Here is a 23152-nt window from a genome sequence, read left to right as displayed (position 1 = left end):
ATGCGGATCCTTGGACTGACCGGCTCGATCGGGATGGGAAAATCCACCACCGCGAAATTGTTCGCGGAGGCCGGCGTTCCCGTCTATGACGCCGATGCCGCTGTCCATCAGCTCTACGAGGGCGAGGCCGCGCCCGCGATCGAGGCCGCCTTTCCCGGCACCACCTCGAACGGCAAGGTTGATCGCCCAAAACTGTCCGCGCGCGTCGTGCATGATCCGGCCGCGATCAAGCAGCTCGAACAGATCGTTCATCCGATGCTCGGCGCCTCCCGGCAAAAATTCTTCGCCGATGCGGAAGCAGCCAAGGCGCCCGTCGTGGTCCTGGATATCCCGCTGCTGTTCGAAACCGGCGGCGAGAAGCGGGTCGACGCCGTCGTCGTGGTGTCGACCTCGCCGGAACTCCAGCGCAAGCGTGTGCTGGAGCGCGGCACGATGGACGAGGCCAAGCTCGACGCGATCATCGCCAAGCAGACGCCGGATGCCGAGAAGCGCAAGCGGGCCGATTTCGTAGTGGATACGTCACACGGACTTGAACCCGTGCGCGCCCAAATCACGCACATTCTGGCCGAGGTCGTTAAGATGCCGCAGCGGCGAGCCTGATTCGCTGCCTCACACGGCCTCTTGATCATGCGTGAAATCGTTCTCGACACCGAAACCACTGGCCTCGATCCGCTCCGCGGCGATCGGTTGGTCGAAATCGGCTGCGTCGAGATTTTCAACCGTATGCCGACGGGCCAGACGTATCACGTCTATATCAATCCCGAACGGGACATGCCGGCGGAAGCCTTTGCGGTACACGGGCTGTCGGCCGAGTTCCTGTCGACCAAGCCGCTGTTCCACGAGGTCGTCGACCCGTTTCTGGAGTTCATCGGCGATGCGCCGCTGGTGATCCACAACGCTTCGTTCGACATCGGCTTCATCAACGCCGAGCTCGACAAGGTCAAGCGCGTCGCGATCCCGCGCGAGCGGCTGGTCGATACGCTGCTGTTGGCGCGGCGCAAGCATCCGGGCGTGTCGAACCGGCTCGACGATCTCTGCTCGCGCTATTCGATCGACAATTCACACCGCACCAAGCACGGCGCGCTGCTCGACGCCGAACTCTTGGCCGAAGTTTATGTCGATCTGGTCGGGGCGCGGCAATCGCAATTGCTCCTCGCTTCGGAAGGCGAGGACATTCGCGCCAATGCGGCTGGCGATGTGCCGCGGCGGCAGCGGACCGTGCCGCTCGCGCCGCGGATTTCCGATGCCGAGCGCGAGGCCCATCGGGCCTTTATCGCAACGCTCGGCGACAAGGCGATCTGGAACGAGTTCCTGCCCGCTCCAGCCGCCCCTCCGGCTGTTTAGGCCTGACCGCTCGTCTGCTGAGCGGCCATTTGCCGCTCCATGTTCTGACGATAGAGACCGACGAAGTCGACCGGATCCAGCATCAGGGGCGGGAACCCGCCGTCGCGCACGGCGGTCGCGATGATCTCGCGGGCGAACGGGAACAGCAGACGCGGGCACTCGATCATGACCAGCGGATGCAAATTCTCCTTCGGCACGTTGGTGATGCGGAACACGCCGGCATAGGCGAGCTCGAACGAGAACATGATCTTACCGGCGGTCTCGGCCTTGCCCTCGACCGACAGCGTCACCTCGAACTCGGTTTCGCTGAGATTGATGGCGCTGACATTGATCTGGATGTTGATCTGGGGCGGCTGGCCCTGCTGCTGGAGCGAGGTCGGCGCGTTCGGATTCTCGAATGAAAGGTCCTTGATATACTGCGCCAGAACGTTGAGCTGGGCAGCCTGGGCCGCCTCGGGAGGGGTGCCGTTGCCGTTGGTCATGAGAGTCTCTCCTTACCCGATTTGGGCTGAATTTCGCGGCGGTTGGCTAACATAGGGCCGCCTCACTCCACAAGGACGAACGGCCCCGGATCGGGTATCCGCGCCGCCCCCGCAATTGTGACGTTCACCCGGCCCTCCTGACGAAATCGCGCGTTAAACGATTGAAGATGCGCGATTTCCGGGCAGGATCGGGTTTCCCCTTAAGCATAAAACGCGCTACACTCGGCGCTGTGCCAAAAGGCGCCATTGGCCGGGCAAGATTTCGTGCCTACATCCCGAGGACCAGACGCGCGGACCTAAAATGGTGATGTAGACTTGCCGTTCCCGTATGGAACGGTCTACTGGCCGGATTGATTTTCCCGGCGACGACCCGAGACGGCCCCTTTCAGCGAAGACCAGAAAGCGAATACGACGTGGACATCTACACCATCATCTTCCTGGCGCTGGCGGTCTTCATCTTTCTGAGGCTGCGCAGCGTGCTGGGACAGCGGACGGGTAACGAGCGGCCGCCGTTCGACCGCACCGCCGCCCGCAATGCGCTGGGGGGTGCCCAGGACAAGAACGTCGTGACCATGCCGGGCAAGGTGATCGACCAGGCCCCGCTGGCGCCGACCGCCGAGCCGGCTCCGCCCTCCGACCGCTGGAAGGGCCTGACCGAGCCGGGCACCGCGCTCGCCCAGGGTCTCGATGCCATCGTCGACAAGGATTCCACCTTCGACCCGCGCCATTTCATCTCGGGCGCCCGCGGCGCTTATGAGATGATCGTGCTGGCCTTTGCCAATGGCGACCGCCGCGCGTTGCGCGACCTGCTGTCGTCGGAGGTCTATGATAGCTTCGACGCCGCCATCAAGGAACGCGAGAAGTATGAGCAGAAGACCGAGACGCGTTTCGTCTCGATCGACAAGGCCGAGCTCGTCGGCGCCGAGCTGCGCGACCGCACGGCTCAGCTCACCATACGATTCGTCTCGCAGATGATCTCGGCCACCCGCGACAAGAGCGGCAATATCGTCGACGGTAGTGCGGACACGGTCGCCGACATCACCGACATCTGGACCTTCGCCCGCGATATCACCTCTCGCGATCCAAACTGGAAGCTGGTTGGCACCGGAAGCGCGAATTAAGAATTTCCTGAAGAACAGCGCGACGGCGCTTTGCGCAGGTGCCGTCGTGCTGTCGTCGTTTTCGCTCGGCGCCGAGGCGGCGCGGCGTCACTATCGCAGCCATCACCATCATCTCCCGGCACTTGCCGCCGCCCCGCCGCGCGCCTTGCCCTATCCGCAGCTCCCTTTGCCGTTCGAAATCCCCGGTGCGCAATATCTGCCGCTGACCTGGACGGACGTGAAAGGCTGGAGCGACGACGACCATCTCGCCGCCTACAAGACGTTCCGCGCGAGCTGCCGGACGATCAACGCGCAGACCGGTGCGGCCGAACCGAAGGCGCTTGGCGGCTCGCTGAGCGAGCCCTGCAGGGCCGCCAAGTCGCTCGAGCTCACCGACGACGGCAAAGCCAGGACCTTCTTCGAGGAGAATTTTGCACCGCTGCGGATCTCGCGCCTCGGCGAGCCCGACGGTTTCGTCACCGGCTATTACGAACCGGTGCTGGAGGGATCGCGGACGCAGACCGACGTCTTCAACGTGCCGGTCTATCGTCGCCCGTCGAACCTGTTCGTGCGCGGCTACAAGCAGGACTCGGTCAGCTTGCCCAACAAGGGCCCGGTCTACCGCAAGATCGGCCGCCGCAAGCTGGTGCCCTATTACGATCGCGGCGAGATCGAGGACGGCAAGATCGCCGGCCGCGGGCTGGAGATCGCCTGGCTGAAGGACCCCACCGATCTGCTGTTCGCCCAGATCCAGGGCTCGGCGCGGATCAAGTTCGACGACGGCGGCACGGTCCGGCTGAATTACGACGCCTATAACGGCTATCCCTACACGGCCGTCGGCCGTGTCCTGATCGAGCGCGGCATCATTCCGAAGGAGGAGATGTCGATGCAGAAGATCAGGGAGTGGATGGCGCAGAACCCCGATGGCGCCAAGGATCTGCGCCGCCAGAACCGATCCTACATCTTCTTCCGCGAGGTCAATCTGTCCGACAAGGAAGAAGCGGTGGGTGCGCAGGGCATTCCGCTGACCGCCGGCCGTTCGATCGCGGTCGACAAGGCACTGCACGTCTACGGCACGCCGTTCTTCATCGAGGGCGAGCTGCCGATCGATTCCGAACGCTCCAAGACGCCGTTCCACCGGCTGATGATCGCGCAGGACACCGGCTCGGCCATCATCGGCCCCGCGCGCGCCGATCTCTATTTCGGCGCCGGCGCGGATGCCGGCCGTGTCTCGGGACGGCTGCGCCATCCCATGCACTTCGTCATGTTGGTACCGAAGGGCCTCGATCCCGCAGTACGCGCCGCGAAGTTGCCGGCGCCGGACCCGCGTCCCTCGGAGAAGATCGCAAGGCTGTTTCCGCAGACCGATCCTGCCAAGGATTCGCCCAAGGATCAGACCAAGCCCGCGGCTCCGGCCGCAGCCGTGGCGCAAGGTAAGGGTGAGACCGTCGCCGTTGCCAATCCGGTCCCGTTGCCGGTGCCGCGTCCCGTGATAGAGCCCGTTCAGGAGCCGCGGCGGCCAGTCAAGAATCGTCCCCATCGGCAGCAATGAAGCGATCGTCCCGTCCGCCCGTGCTGGAGCCTCGTACCTCGCCGCGCCGCCGTGCGCTGAGCGAGGAGGAGCGCGCGCTGTGGGATGCGGTCGCAAAACAGGTCAAGCCGCTGCGGAAGCATCGCGTGGCAAAGACACACGCCCCGCCGCGCACTGAGCCTTCACCGGCAGCGCCGGCTACGCGATCTGCGCCATCGCCACGGCCGATCGCTGCCGCGCCGGCGGTGCGCATGGCAAAGCCGGCCATGCCGCCGCTGGCACCGCTGGGCAAGCGCGAGCGCACAAAATTGTCGCGCGGCCGCAGCGAGATCGAGGCGCGGCTCGATCTGCACGGCATGACCCAGATACGCGCCCACCGGGCCTTGACCGGCTTCCTGCACCGCGCCCATGATGACGGCCTGACCTTCGTGCTCGTCATCACTGGCAAGGGACGGAGCGGCGGCGAAAGCGGCGTGCTCCGCCGCCAGGTGCCGGAATGGCTGAGCCTGCCGGAATTCCGCGCCTTCGTCGTCGGCTTCGAGGAGGCGCATATCGGCCATGGCGGCGAGGGCGCGCTCTATGTGCGGATACGCCGGGCGAGGTATTAGAACGGCCGGACGATTCCGACGCGCGGGATCAGCGTGAGGATCAGGCCGAAGATATTTGTCTTCCGATCCTCCGACGCGATCAGCGGTGCATTGTACTTGGCCGGCAGCATCTTCACCGCGTGCAGGATCAGGAACAGGCAGACCGCCCAGTTCGAGATCCAGCGCGAATAGTCGAACACCATCGCGAACATCACGAGATAGGCGAGACTGATGCCGATCAGCGCCGCGATGACGAGGCGCCGGTGCAGGTCGTTCGCGAGCGCGCCGATCACGCCGGCAAAATAGCGCCAGAGTGGCGTGTGCAGCCAGATCAGCAGGGCAAACACCGGCACGCCGAGGATGTTGTGCGGCAGGCGGCCCCAGGTATCCGAAACCTCCTTCGCCAGCGGCTGGTACCAGATGTAGGCGAATTGCAGCAGGTCGGTCCGCGCCGGATCAGCCATCCGGGTCTTCAGGTAGGCAACGAAATCCGCTTCCGGGATCGGCATCGTTCCCAGGAATTGCGCCGCGAAGAACAGCGCGCTCACGCCAAGCAATGCCACCAAACCAAACGCGACATTCGTCTTGGTGACGCTGTAGGCGAGGTAGTGCCTGATCACGACGATGGCGATGATCGTCGGCACATACATCAGCAGATGAATGTGGTGGATCAGCACGAGGACGATCGAGAACAGCGCGGCCATTGCGACGAACAGCAGCGAGCCCGCCGGCATCAGCAGCAGGATGATCGCCAGCGCGCAGCCATAGATGTCGAAATGGCCGAGCGTGTGCATGAAGTTCTTGAGAAAGAACGGCGAGCCCGCGATGAAGACGAACAGCGGCAGCGTTCTCGCGGTGAAGCCGAACGTTTTCTGGAATAGCCTTGCGTACAGCCCCAGCGTCACCAGCCACGTCGCTCCGCCGAGCGCGAACACCAGCCAAACCGGCACCTTGTCCGTGAACAGCGCGACGATGGCCCCGATCAGCGCGCGCTTGATGAAGCCGAAATGATAGTCGACGAGGAGGTGGATGTAGGGGACGTAAGGCGGCAGCTGGATCTTGTGGACGAACACGCCGACGATGACCGCGGCGTTGATCGCGAGCAGGAGACGCCAGGGATTTTTCTGAATCTGGGCGATCACGCCGCACCCGAACTGACGCGATCTACCTCCGCCGTCGTCCCCGACAAGCGAGCACAGCGAGCGCAGATCCGGGACCCATAACCACAGGAAGTCGTTCGAGCCGGGATCGTGGTCGCCATCTGTTTCAACAAGAGCCGCTGGTGGTTATGGGTCCCTGCTTTCGCAGGGACGACAGCGGCATCCATAGCGTGGCCGCAGCCGAATTACAAAATGAACCGGCTCAGATCGGCGTTCTTGGCGAGGTCGCCGACGTGCTTCTGCACGAAATCCGCATCGACCTTGACGGTCTCGCCGCTGCGGTCGGGGGCGGTGAAGGAGATTTCGTCCAGCACCCGTTCCATCACCGTCTGGAGCCGCCGCGCGCCGATGTTCTCGACGGTGGAATTGACGGCGACCGCGACGTCGGCCAGGGCGTCGATGGCGTCGGCGGTGATGTCGAGCGTCACGCCCTCGGTCTGCAGCAACGCGATATATTGCTTGATCAGCGAGGCCTCGGGCTCGGTCAGGATGCGCCGCATGTCGTCGCGGGTCAGTGCCTGCAGTTCGACGCGGATCGGCAGGCGGCCCTGCAATTCCGGCAACAGGTCGGACGGTTTCGCGACGTGGAAGGCGCCGGACGCGATGAACAGGATGTGATCGGTCTTCACCGCGCCGTGCTTGGTCGAGACCGTGGTGCCTTCGATCAGCGGCAACAGGTCACGCTGCACGCCCTCGCGCGAGACGTCGCCGCCGACCCGGCCGTCGCGTGCGCAGATCTTGTCGATCTCGTCCAGGAACACGATGCCGTTGTTCTCGACCGCGCTGATCGCCTCCAGCGTGAGCTGGTCGGTATCCAGCAGCTTGTCGGATTCCTCATTGACGAGGATCTCGTGCGAGTTCTCCACCGTCAGTCGCCGCGTCTTGCTGCGCCCGCCCAGCTTGCCGAAGATGTCGCCGAGCGACACCGCGCCCATCTGCGCGCCGGGCATGCCCGGGATCTCGAACATCGGCATGCCGCCGCCCGAGGACTGCGTCTCGATCTCGATTTCCTTGTCGTTGAGCTCGCCAGCGCGCAGCTTCTTGCGGAACGATTCGCGCGTTGCCTGGCTGGAATTGGCGCCGACCAGCGCGTCGAGCACGCGCTCCTCGGCGGCGAGCTGCGCGCGTGCCTGCACGTCCTTGCGCTTGCGCTCACGCACCTGGGCGATCGCGACCTCGACGAGATCGCGCACGATCTGCTCGACGTCGCGGCCGACATAGCCGACCTCGGTGAATTTCGTCGCTTCCACCTTCAGGAACGGCGCGTTCGCGAGCTTGGCGAGCCGTCGCGCGATCTCCGTCTTGCCGACGCCGGTGGGGCCGATCATCAAGATGTTCTTCGGGAGTACCTCTTCGCGCAAGGAGCCGGAGAGCTGCTGCCGGCGCCAGCGGTTGCGCAGCGCGATCGAGACCGCGCGCTTGGCATCGGCCTGGCCGACGATGAAACGGTCGAGTTCGGAGACGATTTCGCGGGGAGAGAAGTCTGTCATGGGACCTTAGCTAGGATCAGATGCGGGTCGGGACAAGCCGCATTTTACGTCAGATGATGGGCGGGCCCGATTGCCACTGTTTCACGGCGTCGATCGGATGGATCAGCATCAGGATATTGAGCGTCAGATTGTCGCGAATGTGAAGCGCGAGCATGATCTCGAAGGCGAGCCCGAGCAGGACGGTCACCGAGACTGGCAGCACGCGCGCGGCGAGGAACCCCATCATCATGGCCAGATTGTCAGAAATCGAATTGACGATGCTGTCGCCGAAATAATCCAGCGAGATCGTGCCGGCACGGTAGCGTTCGATGATGAAGGGCGAGTTCTCGACGATCTCCCAGGCGCCTTCGATCAGCATGGCGACGATCAGCCGTGCCGGCCAGGACAGTTGTAGGAAGGGCAGGCGCGCGAACAGCAGCCAGGTCAAGCCGTAGAACAGGAAGCCATGCAGGATGTGAGAGAAGGTGTACCAGTCGGCGATGTGCTGCGAATTCTCGGAGCTGTTCACCACGCCATGCCAGAGCTTTACATAGCCGCAGGTGCAGATCGGCACCCGCCCCATCGCGAACAAGATCGAGGCCTGCAGCGCCAGCAGCAGCAGTGCGATGCCGACCCAGGCCAATGGCGGTACGGCGACCTTGCTCTCGTGCGTGCTCGTCAGCGTCACGGCTCGCGCACCATCAGCAGCGCCGTCCCGTCCGGCGTCTCGACCATGCGGTCGCGGACGAAGCCGGCCTTCTCATAAGCGCGCACGGCGCGTGCGTTGAGCGGATCGGGATCGGTGACAATGCGTGGCAGGCCCTGCCGCAACTGGCCGTCGACGAACTGGCGGATGAACGCGGAGCCGTGGCCGCGCGCGATCATGTCGCTTTCGCCGATGAACTGGTCGATCCCACGGGTGCCCTCCGGTTGCGGCCCGAAGCCGGTATTCCAGGCTGTCAGGCGATAGCATTGAAGATAGCCGAACGGGTGGGTGCCAGCCAACACGATGAACTGGTCCATCGCCGGCTCATCGAGATCGCCGCTCACCAGCAAGAACTGCTCGTCCGGATCGCCCCACCACTCCCGCACATGCACCTCGCCCAGCCACCGCCGGATCAGCGGCAAATCGGCCGGGCTCATCGGGCGGAAGGTGTAGGCGGGCGCCATGTCCTGTTCGGTCTGGCCTAGCCGGTCGCCAGGCTTTCGATGGTCAGATTGCGGTTGGTGTAGACGCAGATGTCGGCGGCGATATCGAGGGAGCGGCGGACGATGGTCTCGGCATCCTTGTCGGTGTCGATCAAGGCCCGCGCAGCGGCCAGGGCGTAATTGCCGCCAGAGCCGATCGCCATGACCCCGGCCTCGGGCTCCAGCACGTCGCCGGTGCCCGTCAGGACCAGGGAGACGTCCTTGTCGGCCACGATCATCATAGCCTCCAGGCGGCGCAGATAGCGGTCTGTCCGCCAGTCCTTGGCGAGCTCCACCGCAGCCCGGGTCAGCTGCCCCGGATACTGCTCGAGCTTGGATTCGAGCCGCTCGAAGAGCGTGAAGGCGTCAGCCGTGGCGCCGGCAAAGCCGCCGATGACGTCGCCCTTGCCGAGTTTTCGCACCTTCTTGGCGTTGGACTTGATCACGGTCTGGCCGATCGAGACCTGGCCGTCGCCGCCGATCACCACCTTGCCGCCCTTGCGGACCGTCAAAATCGTGGTGCCGTGCCAGCCCGGTGCGCTGTTCTGGGAATCCTGCATCAAATACCTCGTTGTCGGACCTGATTTAGGCGGTCGGGACCGACCGTACAACGGGCCGCTCCGGGCCCATTTCGCTCACCATAGGCAGAAGTAGAGGCCCGGCCAGCCGTTCCCGCAGTAGCGAAGGCGTCATTTGACTGTTAAAAGACCGCCGTTTTCGGTCCAAAACCAGAATGGAAACCGCTTTTCAATGCGCACCGCGACGATCAAGCGCAAGACCAAGGAAACCGACATCGAGGTCACCGTGAACCTCGATGGCACCGGCGTGTCCAATATCGCGACCGGCATCGGCTTTTTCGACCATATGCTCGATCTCCTCGCCCGCCATTCCCGCATCGACCTCACGGTCAAGGCGGTTGGCGATTTGCACATTGATCATCACCATACCACCGAGGACACCGGCATCGCGCTGGGCCAGGCGGTCAAGCAGGCGCTCGGCAACATGGCGGGCATCACCCGCTATGCCGGCGTGCACATGCCCATGGACGAGACGCTGTCGCGCGTGGTCATCGACATCTCGGGCCGTCCGTTCCTGGTGTTCAAGGCCGACTTCCCCCGCGACAAGATCGGCGAGTTCGATACCGAGCTGGTGCGCGAGTGGTTCCAGGCCTTCGCCATGAACGCCGGCGTGACTCTCCACGTCGAGACCCTATATGGCGATAACAGCCACCATATCGCCGAGTCCTGCTTCAAGGGCCTGGCGCGGGCGCTGCGCACTGCCGTCGCGATCGATCCGAAGGCCGTGGGCGAAATCCCGTCCACCAAGGGTTCGCTCGGCGGCTGACGTCTTTCGGCCCGCGGCACGCGCCGCTTGCGGTATCACTGAATTCCTAGGAACGGGGCATCACCATGCCTGTCTACACAGTTCATGCTCCCTCCCCTGCCGGAGCCGATCTGCGCGCGACCGACAAGTTCGTCTTCGTGCGCGACGGTTTTCATTTCTGGGCGATGGTTTTGGGTCCGTTCTGGCTGCTCTGGAACAGGCTCTGGCTGGCGCTGATCGGCTGGGTGATTTTCCTGGCTGCATTCGATGCAGGGCTGCATAGCCTCGGCGTTGGCCGCAGCTCGATCTTCCTGGCCAATATGATCATCGCGGTGCTGATGGGTTTCGAGGCCTCGAGCCTGCGCCGCTGGACACTGTCGCGCGGCAAGTGGCGCCAGCTTGACGTCGTCATCTCCGACGACGAGGACACCGCCGAGCGGCGTTTCTTCGAGCGCTGGAGCCTGAAGCAGCGCGGCATCGTCAACGATCAATGGGCCGTCGATCGCGGCGGCCCGCCGCCAACCCGCAACGTGCCGGGTCAGCAATTCTCAAATCCGCCACCGCTGCCGTCGGGCGGCATCATTGGATTGTTTCCGGAACCGGGAGGGTCAAGATGAGCGTCGCGATCATCGATTACGGTTCAGGCAATCTGCATTCCGCCGCCAAGGCGTTCGAGCGCGCCGCGCGCAGCCTGGAGATTCCGCAAAAGGTCTTCGTCACCAGCGATCCGGATCAGGCCTACGGCGCCGACCGTCTGGTGCTGCCGGGCGTCGGCGCCTTCGCCGATTGCCGGCGCGGGCTCGATGCCGTCAACGGCATGGTCGAGGCGATCACCGAAGCGGTCCGCGTCAAGGCGCGGCCCTTCTTTGGTATTTGCGTCGGCATGCAGCTGATGGCGAGCCGCGGCAAGGAACACGTCATCACCGAGGGCCTGAACTGGGTCGGCGGCGACGTCGAGAAGATCATGCCGCGCGACGAGAGCCTGAAGATCCCGCACATGGGCTGGAACACGCTCGACCTGCTGCAGGAGCATCCGGTGCTGGACAGGCTGCCGCTCGGCCCCAAGGGCCAGCACGCCTATTTCGTGCACTCCTACCACCTCAACGCCGCCAACGAGGCGGACGTGCTCGCGCGCGCCGATTACGGTGGACCGGTCACCGCGATCGTCGCGAAGGACACCGCCATCGGCACCCAATTCCACCCCGAGAAGAGCCAGCGTTTCGGCCTGGCCCTGATCTCGAACTTTTTGCGATGGAAACCGTGATTCTCTTTCCCGCGATCGACCTCAAGAACGGCCAGTGCGTGCGCCTCGAGCAAGGCGACATGGCGCGCGCGACCGTGTTCAACCTCAATCCCGCGGCCCAGGCGCAGAGCTTTGTCGAACAGGGCTTCGAGTATCTCCACGTCGTCGATCTCGACGGCGCCTTTGCCGGCAAGCCGGTGAATGCGCAGGCGGTAGAGGCGATGCTCAAGACGATCAAGATCCCGGTGCAGCTCGGCGGCGGCATTCGCGATCTCGCGACCGTCGAAGCCTGGCTCGACAAGGGCATCACCCGCGTCATCATCGGCACCGCCGCGGTGCGCGACCCTGAACTGGTGAAGGCGGCTGCAAGGAAATTCCCCGGCCGCGTTGCGGTCGGGCTCGATGCCCGTGACGGCAAGGTCGCCGTCGAAGGCTGGGCCGAGACCTCGCAGGTGACGGTGCTGGAAATCGCGCAGCGTTTCGAGGATGCCGGCGTCGCCGCCATCATCTTCACCGACATCGCGCGCGATGGCCTGCTCAAGGGCCTCAACCACGATGCGACCATTGCGCTGGCAGATGCGATCTCGATTCCCGTGATCGCCTCCGGCGGCCTCGCCTCGATCGAGGACGTCAAGGCGATGCTGACGCCGCGCGCCAGGAAGCTCGCCGGCGCGATCGCCGGCCGTGCGCTTTACGACGGCCGGCTCGATCCCGCCGCCGCCCTCACCTTGATCCGCAACGCGCGCACCGCCTAGGAGCCGACACATGTTCAAGGTGCGCGTGATCCCCTGCCTCGACGTCAAGGACGGCCGGGTCGTCAAGGGCGTCAACTTCGTCGACCTGCGCGATGCCGGCGATCCCGTCGAAGCCGCGATCGCCTATGACGCCGCCGGTGCCGACGAGCTCACCTTCCTCGACATCACCGCGACCCACGAGAACCGCGGCATCATGCTGGACGTGGTCCGGCGTACGGCGGAGGCCTGCTTCATGCCCGTGACCGTCGGTGGCGGCGTGCGCAAGGTTGACGACATCAAGACGCTTCTGCGCGCCGGCGCCGACAAGGTCTCGATCAACAGCGCCGCGGTGTCGCGGCGCGAGTTCGTCAAGGAAGCTGCCGAGAAATTCGGCGAACAATGCGTGGTGGTCGCGATCGACGCCAAGCGGGTCAAGCGTCCGGGCGGCGACCGCTGGGAGATCTTCACCCATGGTGGCCGCAACTCGACCGGCATCGATGCCATCGAATATGCCCAGGAAGTGGTCTCGCTCGGTGCTGGTGAAATCCTGCTCACCTCCATGGACCGCGACGGCACCCGGCAGGGCTTCGACATCCCGCTGACCCGGGCGATCGCCGACAGCGTTCCCGTTCCCGTGATAGCCTCGGGCGGCGTCGGCAATCTCGATCATCTCGTCGACGGTATCCGCAACGGCCACGCCACAGCTGTGCTGGCCGCCTCGATCTTCCATTTCGGGGAATTCACCATTCGCGAAGCCAAGGAGCACATGGCCCGGCGCGGACTGGCCATGCGCCTCGATGCCTGACGACTCCCGATCATAAAAATGCTACATAGGCCTACGGGGAATGGCCTCCGTGGCCTTGTGTGTTGTTCGAGTAATTCCGATGTCGCGTTTCACGATCCACGATCTGGCCGACACCATCGACGCCCGCGCGGCGGCCGGCGGCGAGGCGTCCTATACCCGTAAGCTCCTGGACAAGGGCGCCGAGCATTGCGCCAAGAAGTTCGGCGAGGAGGCAGTCGAAACCGTAATCGCAGCAGTCGAAAACGATCGCGCGCATCTGATCGCTGAAAGTGCCGACCTGCTCTATCACTTCCTTGTGCTGCTCAAGGCCCGCGGCGTAAAGCTGGAGGAGGTCGAGGCCGCGCTGGACAAGCGGACGAATATGTCCGGATTGGAAGAAAAGGCGTCCCGCAAGGGTTAGTAGATCCCAACGGAAAGGTCGCGTCATGGATATCCGCGCACCCGAGCAGCAGTATAATCCGTACCGCGTCTATACGCGCGAGCAGTGGTCGCGACTGCGCGACGACACGCCGATGACGCTGGAGCCCGGCGAGTTCGACCGGCTGCGCTCGCTGCACGATCGCCTGGACTTGCAGGAGGTCGAGGACATCTACCTGCCGCTGTCGCGCCTCTTGTCGATCTATGTCGATGCGATGCAGCGCCTGTACTACGCAGAGCGCCAGTTTCTCAACATCCGCGACCGCAAGATGCCCTACATCATCGGCGTCGCTGGTTCGGTCGCGGTCGGAAAATCCACCACGGCCCGCGTGCTTCAGGCACTGCTGGCGCGCTGGTCGCCGCGTCCGAAGGTCGAACTGATCACCACCGACGGATTTCTGTATCCCAACGCCGTGCTGGAGCGGCAGGGCATCATGCAGAAGAAGGGTTTTCCGGAGAGCTACGACCTGCCGCTGCTGCTCAGCTTCCTCTCCGACATCAAGGCAGGCCGCCGCCACGTGCGCGCGCCGGTCTATTCGCATCTGACCTACGACATCGTGCCGAACCAGTGGGCCGAGATCGACCAGCCGGACATCCTGATCGTCGAGGGCGTCAACGTGCTGCAAACCGGCAAGCTGCCGCGCGACGGCAAGGCGGTGCCCGTCGTCTCCGACTTCTTCGACTTTTCGGTCTATATCGACGCCGACGAGGCGGCGCTGCGGCAATGGTACATCAAGCGCTTCCTGGCGCTGCGTGACACCGCGTTCACCAATCCGAAATCCTACTTCAATCGCTACGCGCTGTTGTCGGACGAGGAAGCCACCGCCACCGCGATCGCGATCTGGGAACGCACCAACCTCGCCAATCTCGAGGATAACATCCTGCCGACCCGCCCCCGCGCGACGCTGATCCTGAAGAAGGGCGCCGACCACACCGTGGCAAGCGTGGCGCTGCGACGGCTATAGGCCGCGGTATCGTAGGGTGGGCAAAGGCGCGAAGCGCCGTGCCCACCGTCTATCTGCATTGTCGAATGTGAATAGTGGGCACGCGGAGCCTGTCATTGGGCGCGCATTCGCGCGACCCGTTGGCTTTGCCCACCCTACGGCATCGGTGATTGGCGCACGCCTGCAGCCACATCGTCATTGCGAGCGCAGCGAAGCAATCCAGAATCTTTCCGCGGAGGGATTCTGGATTGCTTCGTCGCAAGGGCTCCTCGCAATGACGGAGGAGAGACCTTCCTACACCGCCAGATGCCGCGCCGCCGCCAGCCCGGCCAGCGCCTCGTCCAGCTTGTCGCGGTCGAGCGGCTTGATCAGAAATCCGTTCATGCCCGCCTCGAAACAGGCATAGCGATCCTCCACCAGCGTATTGGCGGTGAGCGCGAGGATCGGCGTGTGGTGGCCGCCTTTGGCCGCCTCATGCGTGCGGATGCGTTTCGTCGCCTCGATGCCGTCGAGCTGCGGCATCTGGATGTCCATCAGCACGAGATCGTAGGGCGTGCCGGCGGATGACGCGGCGAGCCAGGATTCCAGCGCCGCCTCGCCATGAACCGCGATGACGACGCGGTGGCCGAGCTTGGTCAGCAGCGAGCGCATCAGCAGCGCGTTGATCTCGTTGTCCTCGGCGACGAGGATCGACAGACCCTTTGCCGTTACGACGCCGGCGGGGGAGGCGGCCGGCGGCTCCGGCGCCAGTTCGGGCGAGGCGACCTCCGGCGTCAGCGCGAGACGTGCCGCGAGCGAAGCTGCGCGCAGCGGCTTGATCAGAAAGCCGGTGAAGGAAGCTGAAAATTTCTCGTGACGCGAGCTCGACGTCAGCAGCACCAGCCGCTGCGTCGCATGCTTGCGCGCGACCTCGCCGAGATGGTCGGCGATGGCGGCGCCGATCGCACGATCGACCAGCACCGCATGCCATGAGCGCTCCGGCAGCAGCGCCTCTGCGACGGCTCCATCCGAGACGAGGCAGATCTGTCCGCCCCAGCGCTCCAGCCGCCGCGCGATCAGCGAGGCCTCGATGCCGTCGGCGATCAGGAGGATCGACTTGCCGGTGAGATCAGGGCTCGGGAACGCCGTCTGCCCCGCGCCGGATTGCGATGGCGCAAGCGGGATCGCGACGTCGAAGGTCGAGCCCTTGCCCGGCTCGCTCTCCAGGGTGATGCGGCCGCCCATGCGCTTGACGATGCGTTCGCTGATGGCAAGGCCGAGCCCGGTGCCGCCATAGGTGCGGGCGACGCGCTCGTCGGCCTGCTCGAACTCGCGGAAGATGCGCGTTCGCGCCTCGGGCGCGATGCCGATGCCGGTGTCGCGCACCAGAAAGCTGATCTCGTTCGGCCAGATGCCGGGTTCGACGATCAGCGCGACGCCGCCGGTCGCGGTGAACTTGATGGCGTTGCCGGCGAGGTTGAGCAGCACCTGGCGCAACCGCGCGGCATCGCCGACGACCTCGAGCGGCAGGCGCTCGTCGACATAGGCGGCGATCTCGAGCGTCTTTGCCTGCGCGCGCGGCGCGAGCAGCTCGGTGATCTCCTCGATCATGGTCGAGAGCGCGAACGGGCGTTGGTCGAGATCGAGCTTGCCGGCCTCGATCTTGGAATAGTCGAGCAGCTCCTCGATCAGCGCCATCAGCGCTTCGCCGGAGGTTTTCACCGCCCTGGCATAGGTCGTCTGCTCCGGCGTCAGCGTGGTGTCGAGCAACAGGCCGCCCATGCCGATCATGCCGTTGAGCGGCGTGCGGATCTCATGCGAGGCCATCGCCAGGAAGCGCGACTTGGCGCGGTTGGCGGCATCGGCCTGGTCGCGCGCGTCCGACAGCGCGCGCTCGGTCTCGGTGCGGTCGGTGACGTCGCGTCCGACGCTCTGCAATTCGGCGGGCTGGCCGGCATCGAGACGGACATAGCCCTCGCGCCAGGCGATCCAGCGCGCGCCGTGCGGGGTGGTGATCCTCTGGTCGTGAATGCGCGTGCCGTTGCTTTCGCGGGCGCTGTCGCCCTGCTCGAGGACGTCGAAATCGAAACGCGTGCCGACCAGCGCGTTGCGCCCCTGTCCTGCGAGTGCGCAATAGGCGTCGTTGGCGAAGGAGATGCGGCCCTGGTGGTCGCGCAGCACGATCAGATCGCCCTGCTGTTCGAACAGGCTGCGCGCGCGCTCCTCCGCTTCCTTCAGTTCCCAATTGCGGTCGATCAGCGTCTCGTTGTGGGCGGCGAGCTTACGCATCCGCTTGTTGACGAAGCGCAGCCGCATGCTGAGCGTGGCGAGGCCGAGGCAGGCGAGCGCGAACAGGAAGCTCGCGCCGACCGCAAACGTATTGGGATCGTAGCCGGAGTTCTCGGAGCGGCTGCCGGAGACGAAGCCATAGGCGCCGCCGAACGTCGCCGAGAAAATCATGAAGGAGCGGATCGCGAACGCGATGCGGGGATGCTGTCGCCTGAAGCGGCGCATGCGCACCTTGATCCGGAACGTCCGATCCATCGCCATCGACCCCGACTCTTGCTCCGAAACCCCGCGTCGCCAATTGCGACGATGTCTCGCCGACCTTGCGAACAGCTTGAGGCTTTGGTTCGGCCTCCAAACAGGGTTGACGAGGTGTTAACGCTTCAGAGCGAGGCGGCCTGGAGCGGGAGCGGGCGGTGGCCGCCATTGGCACCGACGATCAGCGCCGCGGCCTCGCGCTGCGAAAAGGTCTTCGAGCGCACATAGATGCGGTAATCGGCCGGCCCGTCGGTGGACAGGTAAATCACCGGACCGCCGTCGACCGGCTCCGCGGCAATCGTGATGAGGCGCGTCGCCGGATTGGCCTGACAGGAATCCGTTTCGGAGCCGAGACCGTCGTCCACGACCGCGAAGTCCGCCGCGTCCGGATCGTCGGTGATCTGAACCCGCACCGTGGCCCGCGACAGATCGTCGGTGAAGGCGACATGGACGCCGGCCGTCCAGAACAGGGATGTCAGCTCGACTGAAGTCTCGCCCAGCGCGATGCAGGGATGCGAGACCGATCCGATCTCGCCGCGGGCGAACACCGCGGCCGCCAGCAGGGGAACAACCGAGGCCAGGATCTTGAAACGCAACATGACACTCTACTCGCCCGGGCCCTGTGTGGAACTCATAGGGGAACGCTTGGGCCTTATGGTTTGCAGAGCGTAAAGGAAACTCGTTACCGCCGGGTTGATGCGCGGAAGGATCAGGCCATCTGCCGCACATCCTCCGCGAGTGCGCGGTAGGACAGCGCCTCGGCGAGATGCAGCCGGCCGATCTTGTCGGCGCCGTCGAGATCGGCGAGCGTGCGCGCCACCCGCAGGACGCGGTGATAGCCGCGAGCCGACAGCCGCATGGTCTCGGCGGCGTCGCGCAGTAATTTGGCGCCTTGCGCATCCGGCTTGGCGACGTCCTCCAACACCGAGGCCGGCGCCTCGGCATTGGTGCGAACATGCGGCAGGCCCGCATCCGCGTAACGCGCGAGCTGGATGTCGCGCGCGGCTGCCACGCGCGCGGCGACTTCCGCCGAGCCCTCCGCCGCCGGCGGCAGGATCAGATCGGCTGCGGTCACCGCGGGAACCTCGATGCGCAAATCGATGCGGTCCATCAGCGGACCGGAGATGCGCGCCTGGTAGTCGCCGGTGCAGCGATCGATGCGGCCGCGCTTGCAGGCATAGCCGGGCTCGAACGCATGGCCGCAGCGGCACGGATTCATCGCCGCGACCAGCATGAAGCGCGCAGGATAAGTCACGCGATGATTGGCGCGGGAGACGGAGACCTCGCCGTTCTCCAGCGGCTGGCGCAGCGAATCCAGCACCCGAGGATCGAACTCGGGCAGCTCGTCGAGGAACAGCACGCCCTGATGCGCAAGCGAGATCTCGCCGGGTTTTGCGCGGATGCCGCCGCCGGTGAGTGCGGCCATGCTGGCGGAATGATGCGGCGAACGGAACGGCCGCCGCGCGGTCAACGCGCCGCCCTCGATCTCGCCGGCGACGGAGGCGATCATGGAGACTTCGAGCAATTCGCCCGGCGACAGCGGTGGCAGGATCGAGGGCAGGCGCGCCGCCAGCATCGACTTGCCGGCGCCGGGCGCGCCGATCATGAGCAGGTGATGTCCGCCGGCGGCCGCGATCTCCAGCGCGCGCTTGGCGCTCTCCTGGCCCTTGATGTCACGCAGGTCGAGCGGGGATGCGGCGACCTCGTGCACGCGCGGCGTGGGCCGCGACAGCACCTGCGTGCCTTTGAAATGGTTGGCGATCTGGATCAGCGATTGTGCCGCGATGATCTGGATGTCCGGGCTCGCCCACGCCGCTTCCGAGCCGCAGGCCGCCGGACAGATCAAGCCTTCCTCGCGCACATTGGCGCCGATCGCGGCGGGAAGCACGCCGGCCACCGGCGCGATCGAGCCGTCGAGACCGAGTTCGCCGAGAACGGTAAAACCGGTCAGCGCATCCGGCGGGATCGCGCCGATTGCGGCCATCAGCCCGAGCGCGATCGGCAGGTCGTAATGGCTGCCCTCCTTGGGCAGGTCGGCGGGCGCCAGATTGACGATGATCCGCCGCGCCGGCAGCGCCAGCCCCGAGGCAATCAGCGCCGAGCGGACGCGCTCCCGTGCCTCCGACACCGCCTTGTCGGGCAGGCCGACGATGGCCATTGCAGAGTGTGAATGCCAACAGTATACGGCAGCATCACACGGAGATTGCAATGGAATTGCGGAACTACGCTATCGCCCTTCGTAGCACCCTTCGGCTCGCTTGGGCCATGGCACGGGTTGCAAGGGCACTGGGGGACCTTGGGGAGGCCATTGAGCGCGTTGTGGACAATCAAGCTCGCAGGAGGCGGGTGGACATCGCCGACGTCTTAGAGCCCCTGATTGCCGAAGCAGGCCTCTAAGGTAGGCCATCCCATGAGTACCCCTGTGCGCTCCTCGCAGTCCGAAGAGACCCGCGCGTATTCCTACGTCCGCTTCTCGACACCCGCGCAGCAAGAGGGAGCGAGCTTCGCGCGGCAGATGGAAAAGGCAACCAAGTTCGCGCTCGACCACGGGCTGACCTTGGACACCGAGCTGAGCATGACGGACATCGGTGTGTCCGCCTACCGGGGCAAGAATGCCCGCACAGGGGCGCTCGCGGGGTTCCTTGAGGCCGTCCATAAGGGATACGTCCCCGAGGGCAGCTACCTCCTCGTTGAGAACATCGACCGGCTGTCGCGTGATGACTTCTTTGAAGCGCAGACGCTGTTCCAGCAATTGATCGTCAGCGGGATCAACATCGCCGTGCTGTCTACGGGCGAGGTGTATTCGCATGAGCGGCTGAAAAAGCAGCCCTACGACATCATGTACATTGTCGCGGAGCAGATCAGGGCTAACCAAGAGAGCGCGAGGAAGTCCCAGCTTATCGGTGACGCTAAGGCCCGAAAGAAGAAGCGGCTGAGCGAGCACGGTCTTGAGGGCAAACCATACACCCGCCAGACACCCGCGTGGATCACGTGGTCTGAGGAGAACAAGCGTTATGAGCTGATCCCCGACAGAGCAGCCATCGTGAGGGAGATGTTCGAGCGCATGGCAGCGGGCGACGGGCTTACTCGCATCGCGTGGGACCTCAATCAGCGAGCCGTGCCCACATGGAGCAGGAGCGGCAGGCAGAAGACGGCCGACCATTGGCGCACCAGCTACATCCGCAAGGTCCTAACCAGCACAGCGCCAATTGGGACCTTCACACCGCACACCACGGCCCACGACGAGACCACAAGGGTGCGACGGGATGAGCCGATGGAGCCCGTGGAGAACCTGTTCCCCCCTGCGGTGGATGCAGAGACGTATTGGGCGGTGAACCGCAAGCTGAGCACCAAGGCGCCCCGAGGGCGGAACGCCAAACAGGCGCCAAAGTCCATCGTATCGGGCATCGCGTTCTGCGCCAACTGCGGCCACTCGATGACCCGAGTTTCCAAGGGAGGCTACGTATACCTCGTGTGCTCCCGAGCGAACATGCGGGCTGAGGGCTGTCGCTACTTGGCTGTGCGGTATGAGGCCGTGGACGCAGCGCTGCGAAGCAACGTGAACCGGCTCATCAAGGAAGCCCCAAGGGGCAAGAGCACAACCGACATTGAGCGGGAGATTGAGAAGCTGCAGGCTAACGCTGACGCAGCAGAACAGATGACATTCGACTTGGCGGAACTCGCCGCACAGGAGAGAAGCCCGGCAGCAAGGCGAGCCCTGCGCGACATGGAGCAACAGCTCAAGGACCTTCAAAAGCAGCTACGGGAACTGCGGAGCCAACGGGACACCTTAACGACCGCGAGCGTTAGAGACCGGCTGAAGGCCGTGCAGCAAGCCCTCAGCGGCAAAGCAGATGTAGTGGAGGTCAACAAGGTCCTGCGAGACGCCATTCGCCGCATCGTGATCGATCCGGTGCAGGGACATCTGTGGATACGCTGGCATCATTCCGAGGACGTGCAGGACATCCTTCTCGTCACGCGGCACATGGACTTCACCGAGATGAGGGAGACGACACCCCCAATGGGCGCGCTGTTTCCCGAGAAAGCAAACGGCATCGATAAAGCGCAGTAGCAAGAAGAATGAAGCATCAACTCAGCAAGATCACTGCTCTCGAAACAATCAAGTCACTCAAGGAAGCAGAGGCCGACCTCACGAGGGTCGAGGGAAACGGGGGAAGCCCGGTGTACGTCCAGGTCCGGCCGCAGGACATTGTGGAGCGCTTGGAGCTGTTTCAGCCGCGACGGCCCGGCTACGGGCTGCGCAAGGTAGATACCCAGCACGTCAACAGGCTCGCGACGCGGATCACACGGAAGGGTGAGTTAGACCCCGTGTTGGTCGTGAAGATTGGCGGGAAATGGGTGGTGGTTGACGGGCATCACCGGTTAGCCGCCTACCTGAAGCTCAAATACAAATCCCCGATCAAGTGTGAATGGTTCGCGGGGACCGTGCGGGAGGCAATGGATGAGAGCCTGCTTCGCAATGAGAAGACCCATCTGCAGGTGGAGCAGGCGGACAAGGCTGAGGCCGCATGGACGCGCACATTGATGGATTGGAACGGTAAGGGCTGGAGCACCAGCAAGGCCCAAGTCGTGACGCTAACCGGCGCGAGCGATGGCACCGTTGCTCAGATGAGGAGAGCGCTGAAGTGGCACACGAACTACAAGACTGGAGCGGAAAAGCACCCCACCGGTGAGAAGCTCTTCACGGCGCTTGGGTCTGACCTCCGCAGACATTCTTGGAACAAGGTCAAGTCGGTGCTTTTGGACCTTGCGCCCAAGGAATGGGACATGAACGATGCGGCGGCTAAGCTCGCTCGCAACCTCGTCACAAGGATGACTACAAAGCTGTCCGACGACCCCGAGGTGACCGCGCGGGCCCTGTGGCTCTACAACCGAGACCTGTGCCCCGACCTCGTTAAGGCCCTGCAGAAGGTCATGAAGAGCGAGCGGGAGGCCGAGGGGGACGAGGAGTTCTGGGAGCCCTACAAGCGCGCTGGCGTCGTGAGTGATGATTGATAATCATCCTCCTAAGTCGCTCTGGGCTCCACAGGGAACCCACGCCTTTCCTCGGGTGCATTTAGGACCTGCAGGTATGCAGATGCATAGGCAGGCCGCATTCAAGTAATTTGTCTTTTGTCTATCGATTTCAATAGCTTGGATTAATGCAGGGAGCTCCGGGCCGAGGTGTAAAAGTTTATGACCAAATGGCGGCTTGGTGGGCGTATCACGTCGGCCCCTTCCAGTTTATGACCAGTGGGGGGCCGAGCCCCCTACGGACCAAGGCTCACACGACAAAATAAAGTTACAAAGCGGGAGCGAGAGGCGGCCCTGCTTCTTTGCACCCGGCTCGGGCAATCCTCGACACCGAAGGCCCATCTGGTATCGTTAAGGACCCCACGGGCCGCCGTAAGCGGCACTGTGCAGCAGACCGCCACGACGGGACACGGGCCAATCAGCCAAGGCGCATCTGCGCCACATCGTCTCGAACACGGTGCTCTTGCCGTTGCTGGCGGCGTTGCTGGTGATTTCTTCCTTTAAGGTTTGGCGCCACCAATGAAGAACCGAAGGCCCCAGCGCTGCATCCAACGCTCGGCGGCGGTCGCCCCTTTGAACCGAGAACGTTAGAAAGGGTGACGGCCAAAGTGACCCATAGGGGCCCCAGTCGGCCCTGAGAGGCTCATTGCTGAGCAGGAGCAGCCGCTACAGGAGGGGCGCCCGGCATAACGAGGGGAAGTTCTGGAGCGGGGTATACGGGCTTGCAGCGCTCGATATGAATGACCTTTTTAGCAAAAATGAATTGCTCCGGTGAGAAGCCCTCACACCACGTTTCATAACCGAGGAGGGGAACGGACCGATTGCCATCGAGGTCCTTCTTACCGCCCCCATCGAAGGTATGGATACAGTCCAGCCGCACGCCGTACCCTTCGACCAAATGCACGGCGGTAGCAAGCATTATGGCATCGGGTGTAGAGAGCCGACGATTGGTGGAAGCGCCCTTTCGATAAGGAAGGTCTCGCAAGCGACCTGACAGGGTCATAACGTTGGGGTTAGGCTCAATGGGAACGATGGCTCCTTCAAAATCTGCCATGAAATCTTCGAAAGTCGCCGCAGCTTTCATCTGGCTAGGCAGCACTTCAGCCGATGAAATTGTCGAAGCGTAAATCTTCAGACGCCCCTGCTTAGCGTCCTCAAGGAAGCTCTCAATGCTGGGGATGTCATACGCTGCCTGCTCATCCATGAGGTATGCAGAGAAAACGCAACTGTCCCAGAAGACATTTTGAAAGGACACTACCAGTCCCCCC

The 23152-nt window shown here is 64.1% G+C and carries 23 protein-coding genes and 1 pseudogene; 14 read left to right on the top strand and 10 right to left on the bottom strand.

The features are described from left to right. Together coaE and dnaQ are read left to right on the top strand one after the other, a co-directional pair. On the top strand, positions 1-600 hold the full coding sequence (gene coaE / locus AB7531_RS01225; RefSeq protein ID WP_063985974.1) for a dephospho-CoA kinase: 600 nt from the start codon (positions 1-3) through the stop codon (positions 598-600). A 27-nt stretch (positions 601-627) separates the two neighbouring features. Beyond that, the gene (gene dnaQ, locus AB7531_RS01220; RefSeq protein WP_063985973.1) at positions 628-1344 is read left to right on the top strand and encodes a DNA polymerase III subunit epsilon; all 717 of its coding nucleotides are present in this window, start codon (positions 628-630) and stop codon (positions 1342-1344) included. On the opposite strand, the gene secB is transcribed toward dnaQ, so the two are convergent. Further along, on the bottom strand, positions 1341-1826 hold the full coding sequence (gene secB / locus AB7531_RS01215; protein WP_028150166.1) for a protein-export chaperone SecB: 486 nt from the start codon (positions 1824-1826) through the stop codon (positions 1341-1343). The two genes, dnaQ and secB, sit on opposite strands and share 4 nt — an antisense overlap. 413 nt (positions 1827-2239) lie before the next feature. Between secB and AB7531_RS01210 the strand changes: the two genes are divergently transcribed. Genes AB7531_RS01210 through AB7531_RS01200 form a run of 3 tightly spaced genes read left to right on the top strand, consistent with a single transcriptional unit; the run spans position 2240 to position 5065 of the window. Next, a complete protein-coding gene (locus AB7531_RS01210) occupies positions 2240-2947 on the top strand; it encodes a Tim44/TimA family putative adaptor protein (RefSeq protein ID WP_063980275.1) in 708 nt (235 codons plus the stop codon). Then, positions 2925-4478 (top strand): murein transglycosylase A, encoded by a 1554-nt coding sequence (mltA, locus tag AB7531_RS01205; RefSeq protein ID WP_441279840.1) that lies wholly within the window; start codon positions 2925-2927, stop codon positions 4476-4478. Before AB7531_RS01210 ends, mltA begins: the two co-directional genes overlap by 23 nt. Further along, on the top strand, positions 4475-5065 hold the full coding sequence (locus AB7531_RS01200) for a Smr/MutS family protein (RefSeq protein WP_063980273.1): 591 nt from the start codon (positions 4475-4477) through the stop codon (positions 5063-5065). Before mltA ends, AB7531_RS01200 begins: the two co-directional genes overlap by 4 nt. On the opposite strand, the gene AB7531_RS01195 is transcribed toward AB7531_RS01200, so the two are convergent. The 5 genes from AB7531_RS01195 to hslV form a co-directional block, all read right to left on the bottom strand. Next, positions 5062-6186, bottom strand: a complete 1125-nt coding sequence (locus AB7531_RS01195) for a hypothetical protein (RefSeq protein WP_063980272.1) — start codon at positions 6184-6186, stop codon at positions 5062-5064. The genes AB7531_RS01200 and AB7531_RS01195 overlap by 4 nt on opposite strands. A gap of 203 nt (positions 6187-6389) precedes the next feature. Beyond that, on the bottom strand, positions 6390-7694 hold the full coding sequence (hslU, locus tag AB7531_RS01190) for an ATP-dependent protease ATPase subunit HslU (RefSeq protein ID WP_063980271.1): 1305 nt from the start codon (positions 7692-7694) through the stop codon (positions 6390-6392). 49 nt (positions 7695-7743) lie between these two features. Next, entirely contained in the window at positions 7744-8361 is a 618-nt protein-coding gene (locus AB7531_RS01185; RefSeq protein WP_063980270.1) for a DUF2585 domain-containing protein, read from the bottom strand. After that, positions 8358-8843: a GNAT family N-acetyltransferase gene (locus AB7531_RS01180; protein WP_063980269.1), complete on the bottom strand. Its 486-nt coding sequence runs from the start codon at positions 8841-8843 to the stop codon at positions 8358-8360. Before AB7531_RS01180 ends, AB7531_RS01185 begins: the two co-directional genes overlap by 4 nt. Before the next feature lie 17 nt (positions 8844-8860). Then, complete coding sequence (gene hslV / locus AB7531_RS01175) at positions 8861-9421, bottom strand: ATP-dependent protease subunit HslV (RefSeq protein WP_028150159.1); 561 nt, start codon at positions 9419-9421, stop codon at positions 8861-8863. Between the two features lie 190 nt (positions 9422-9611). On the opposite strand from hslV, the gene hisB reads away from it, so the two are divergent. From hisB to coaA, 7 genes are all read left to right on the top strand, one after another. Beyond that, positions 9612-10205 (top strand): imidazoleglycerol-phosphate dehydratase HisB, encoded by a 594-nt coding sequence (gene hisB / locus AB7531_RS01170; protein WP_028150158.1) that lies wholly within the window; start codon positions 9612-9614, stop codon positions 10203-10205. A gap of 65 nt (positions 10206-10270) precedes the next feature. Then, positions 10271-10801, top strand: a complete 531-nt coding sequence (locus tag AB7531_RS01165; RefSeq protein ID WP_063980268.1) for a DUF2628 domain-containing protein — start codon at positions 10271-10273, stop codon at positions 10799-10801. Then, positions 10798-11448: an imidazole glycerol phosphate synthase subunit HisH gene (gene hisH / locus AB7531_RS01160; RefSeq protein ID WP_063980267.1), complete on the top strand. Its 651-nt coding sequence runs from the start codon at positions 10798-10800 to the stop codon at positions 11446-11448. The genes AB7531_RS01165 and hisH overlap by 4 nt, the downstream gene beginning before the upstream one ends. Next, positions 11445-12182, top strand: coding sequence for a 1-(5-phosphoribosyl)-5-[(5-phosphoribosylamino)methylideneamino]imidazole-4-carboxamide isomerase (gene hisA, locus AB7531_RS01155; protein ID WP_063985972.1), 738 nt, complete (start codon positions 11445-11447; stop codon positions 12180-12182). The genes hisH and hisA overlap by 4 nt, the downstream gene beginning before the upstream one ends. 10 nt (positions 12183-12192) lie before the next feature. Beyond that, positions 12193-12966 carry an imidazole glycerol phosphate synthase subunit HisF gene (hisF, locus tag AB7531_RS01150; protein WP_063980266.1) on the top strand — a complete coding sequence of 258 codons (774 nt, stop codon included), beginning with the start codon at positions 12193-12195 and terminating at the stop codon, positions 12964-12966. Between the two features lie 79 nt (positions 12967-13045). After that, on the top strand, positions 13046-13366 hold the full coding sequence (locus tag AB7531_RS01145; RefSeq protein ID WP_028150153.1) for a phosphoribosyl-ATP diphosphatase: 321 nt from the start codon (positions 13046-13048) through the stop codon (positions 13364-13366). 25 nt (positions 13367-13391) lie between these two features. Continuing rightward, positions 13392-14348, top strand: a complete 957-nt coding sequence (gene coaA / locus AB7531_RS01140; RefSeq protein WP_028150152.1) for a type I pantothenate kinase — start codon at positions 13392-13394, stop codon at positions 14346-14348. 273 nt (positions 14349-14621) lie between these two features. Here coaA and AB7531_RS01135 read toward each other — a convergent pair whose 3' ends face one another. The 3 genes and pseudogenes from AB7531_RS01135 to AB7531_RS01125 all read right to left on the bottom strand — a co-directional run. After that, entirely contained in the window at positions 14622-16856 is a 2235-nt protein-coding gene (locus AB7531_RS01135) for an ATP-binding protein (protein ID WP_084794914.1), read from the bottom strand. A gap of 119 nt (positions 16857-16975) precedes the next feature. After that, entirely contained in the window at positions 16976-17449 is a 474-nt protein-coding gene (locus tag AB7531_RS01130; RefSeq protein WP_063980265.1) for a hypothetical protein, read from the bottom strand. A gap of 110 nt (positions 17450-17559) precedes the next feature. Further along, positions 17560-19011 (bottom strand): annotated as a pseudogene (locus AB7531_RS01125) (YifB family Mg chelatase-like AAA ATPase); the annotation flags it as partial. 249 nt (positions 19012-19260) lie between these two features. Between AB7531_RS01125 and AB7531_RS01120 the strand changes: the two are divergent. Continuing rightward, a complete protein-coding gene (locus AB7531_RS01120) occupies positions 19261-20922 on the top strand; it encodes a recombinase family protein (protein WP_441279839.1) in 1662 nt (553 codons plus the stop codon). Positions 20923-20930: 8 nt separating this feature from the next. Then, a complete protein-coding gene (locus AB7531_RS01115) occupies positions 20931-21866 on the top strand; it encodes a ParB/RepB/Spo0J family partition protein (protein ID WP_441279838.1) in 936 nt (311 codons plus the stop codon). A gap of 661 nt (positions 21867-22527) precedes the next feature. On the opposite strand, the gene AB7531_RS01110 is transcribed toward AB7531_RS01115, so the two are convergent. After that, complete coding sequence (locus tag AB7531_RS01110; protein ID WP_441279837.1) at positions 22528-23088, bottom strand: type II toxin-antitoxin system VapC family toxin; 561 nt, start codon at positions 23086-23088, stop codon at positions 22528-22530. Between the last annotated feature and the right edge of the window lie 64 nt (positions 23089-23152).

It is taken from the genome of Bradyrhizobium sp. 63_E2_N1_3, from assembly GCF_052076005.1.
GTDB classification, from domain to species: Bacteria; Pseudomonadota; Alphaproteobacteria; order Rhizobiales; family Xanthobacteraceae; genus Bradyrhizobium; species Bradyrhizobium barranii.
Note: the sequence above shows the minus strand (reverse complement) of the source record. Positions and strands in the feature narration are given on the sequence as shown.

Coding starts and splice junctions, on each gene's coding strand:
- hisB (WP_028150158.1), top strand. CDS start 9,612: ATGCGCACCGCGACGATCAAGCGCAAGACCAAGGAAACCGACATCGAG.
- AB7531_RS01130 (WP_063980265.1), bottom strand. CDS start 17,449: ATGTTGCGTTTCAAGATCCTGGCCTCGGTTGTTCCCCTGCTGGCGGCC.
- coaE (WP_063985974.1), top strand. CDS start 1: ATGCGGATCCTTGGACTGACCGGCTCGATCGGGATGGGAAAATCCACC.
- hisH (WP_063980267.1), top strand. CDS start 10,798: ATGAGCGTCGCGATCATCGATTACGGTTCAGGCAATCTGCATTCCGCC.
- AB7531_RS01200 (WP_063980273.1), top strand. CDS start 4,475: ATGAAGCGATCGTCCCGTCCGCCCGTGCTGGAGCCTCGTACCTCGCCG.
- secB (WP_028150166.1), bottom strand. CDS start 1,826: ATGACCAACGGCAACGGCACCCCTCCCGAGGCGGCCCAGGCTGCCCAG.
- dnaQ (WP_063985973.1), top strand. CDS start 628: ATGCGTGAAATCGTTCTCGACACCGAAACCACTGGCCTCGATCCGCTC.
- coaA (WP_028150152.1), top strand. CDS start 13,392: ATGGATATCCGCGCACCCGAGCAGCAGTATAATCCGTACCGCGTCTAT.
- AB7531_RS01135 (WP_084794914.1), bottom strand. CDS start 16,856: ATGGCGATGGATCGGACGTTCCGGATCAAGGTGCGCATGCGCCGCTTC.
- hslU (WP_063980271.1), bottom strand. CDS start 7,694: ATGACAGACTTCTCTCCCCGCGAAATCGTCTCCGAACTCGACCGTTTC.
- AB7531_RS01120 (WP_441279839.1), top strand. CDS start 19,261: ATGAGTACCCCTGTGCGCTCCTCGCAGTCCGAAGAGACCCGCGCGTAT.
- AB7531_RS01180 (WP_063980269.1), bottom strand. CDS start 8,843: ATGGCGCCCGCCTACACCTTCCGCCCGATGAGCCCGGCCGATTTGCCG.
- hisF (WP_063980266.1), top strand. CDS start 12,193: ATGTTCAAGGTGCGCGTGATCCCCTGCCTCGACGTCAAGGACGGCCGG.
- AB7531_RS01145 (WP_028150153.1), top strand. CDS start 13,046: ATGTCGCGTTTCACGATCCACGATCTGGCCGACACCATCGACGCCCGC.
- AB7531_RS01110 (WP_441279837.1), bottom strand. CDS start 23,088: ATGGATGAGCAGGCAGCGTATGACATCCCCAGCATTGAGAGCTTCCTT.
- AB7531_RS01165 (WP_063980268.1), top strand. CDS start 10,271: ATGCCTGTCTACACAGTTCATGCTCCCTCCCCTGCCGGAGCCGATCTG.
- hslV (WP_028150159.1), bottom strand. CDS start 9,421: ATGCAGGATTCCCAGAACAGCGCACCGGGCTGGCACGGCACCACGATT.
- AB7531_RS01115 (WP_441279838.1), top strand. CDS start 20,931: ATGAAGCATCAACTCAGCAAGATCACTGCTCTCGAAACAATCAAGTCA.